This is a genomic window from Enterococcus sp. 5H (genome assembly GCF_028128615.1).
Taxonomy (GTDB): domain Bacteria; phylum Bacillota; class Bacilli; order Lactobacillales; family Enterococcaceae; genus Enterococcus_L.
The window spans coordinates 1-353 of sequence record NZ_AMDP01000040.1; the positions used below are offsets into that span (position 1 = coordinate 1).

Annotated in this window: 1 protein-coding gene; it reads left to right on the plus strand. The window is 36.5% G+C overall.

Going from position 1 to position 353, the window contains the following annotated elements:
- The coding region (locus tag C240_RS16395) for a DUF6711 family protein (RefSeq protein ID WP_333908817.1) at positions 1-201 on the plus strand (201 nt) is incomplete at its 5' end.
- Positions 202-353 lie beyond the last annotated feature (152 nt).

The window sequence follows — 353 nt, forward strand, 5'->3', positions numbered from 1 at the left end:
TTAAGCCCCTTTGAAATGTCGACGATATTGAGAAATATTCAGTCGGCTTTTTTTGCGATCAACTATTTTGATCCCACTGAAGGTGGTATGTTAACAAGGGTATTTTATTGTGGCGATCGTACAACGCCTGTCTATTCTTGGAATCCAAAATATGAACAAAACATGTGGGAAAGCCTAGCTGTAAATTTCATAGAACAGTAAGGAGAGGGTGGAATGTTAAAGGTTTCAAAGGATTTTTTAAAGGCTATCGCTGACACCAGACGTACCATGTTCATTCAAATAAAAATTAATGATATTCTCTATACAAATGATAATATTACAAAATTCGAACTGGACTCAGGTAGCATGGGTGG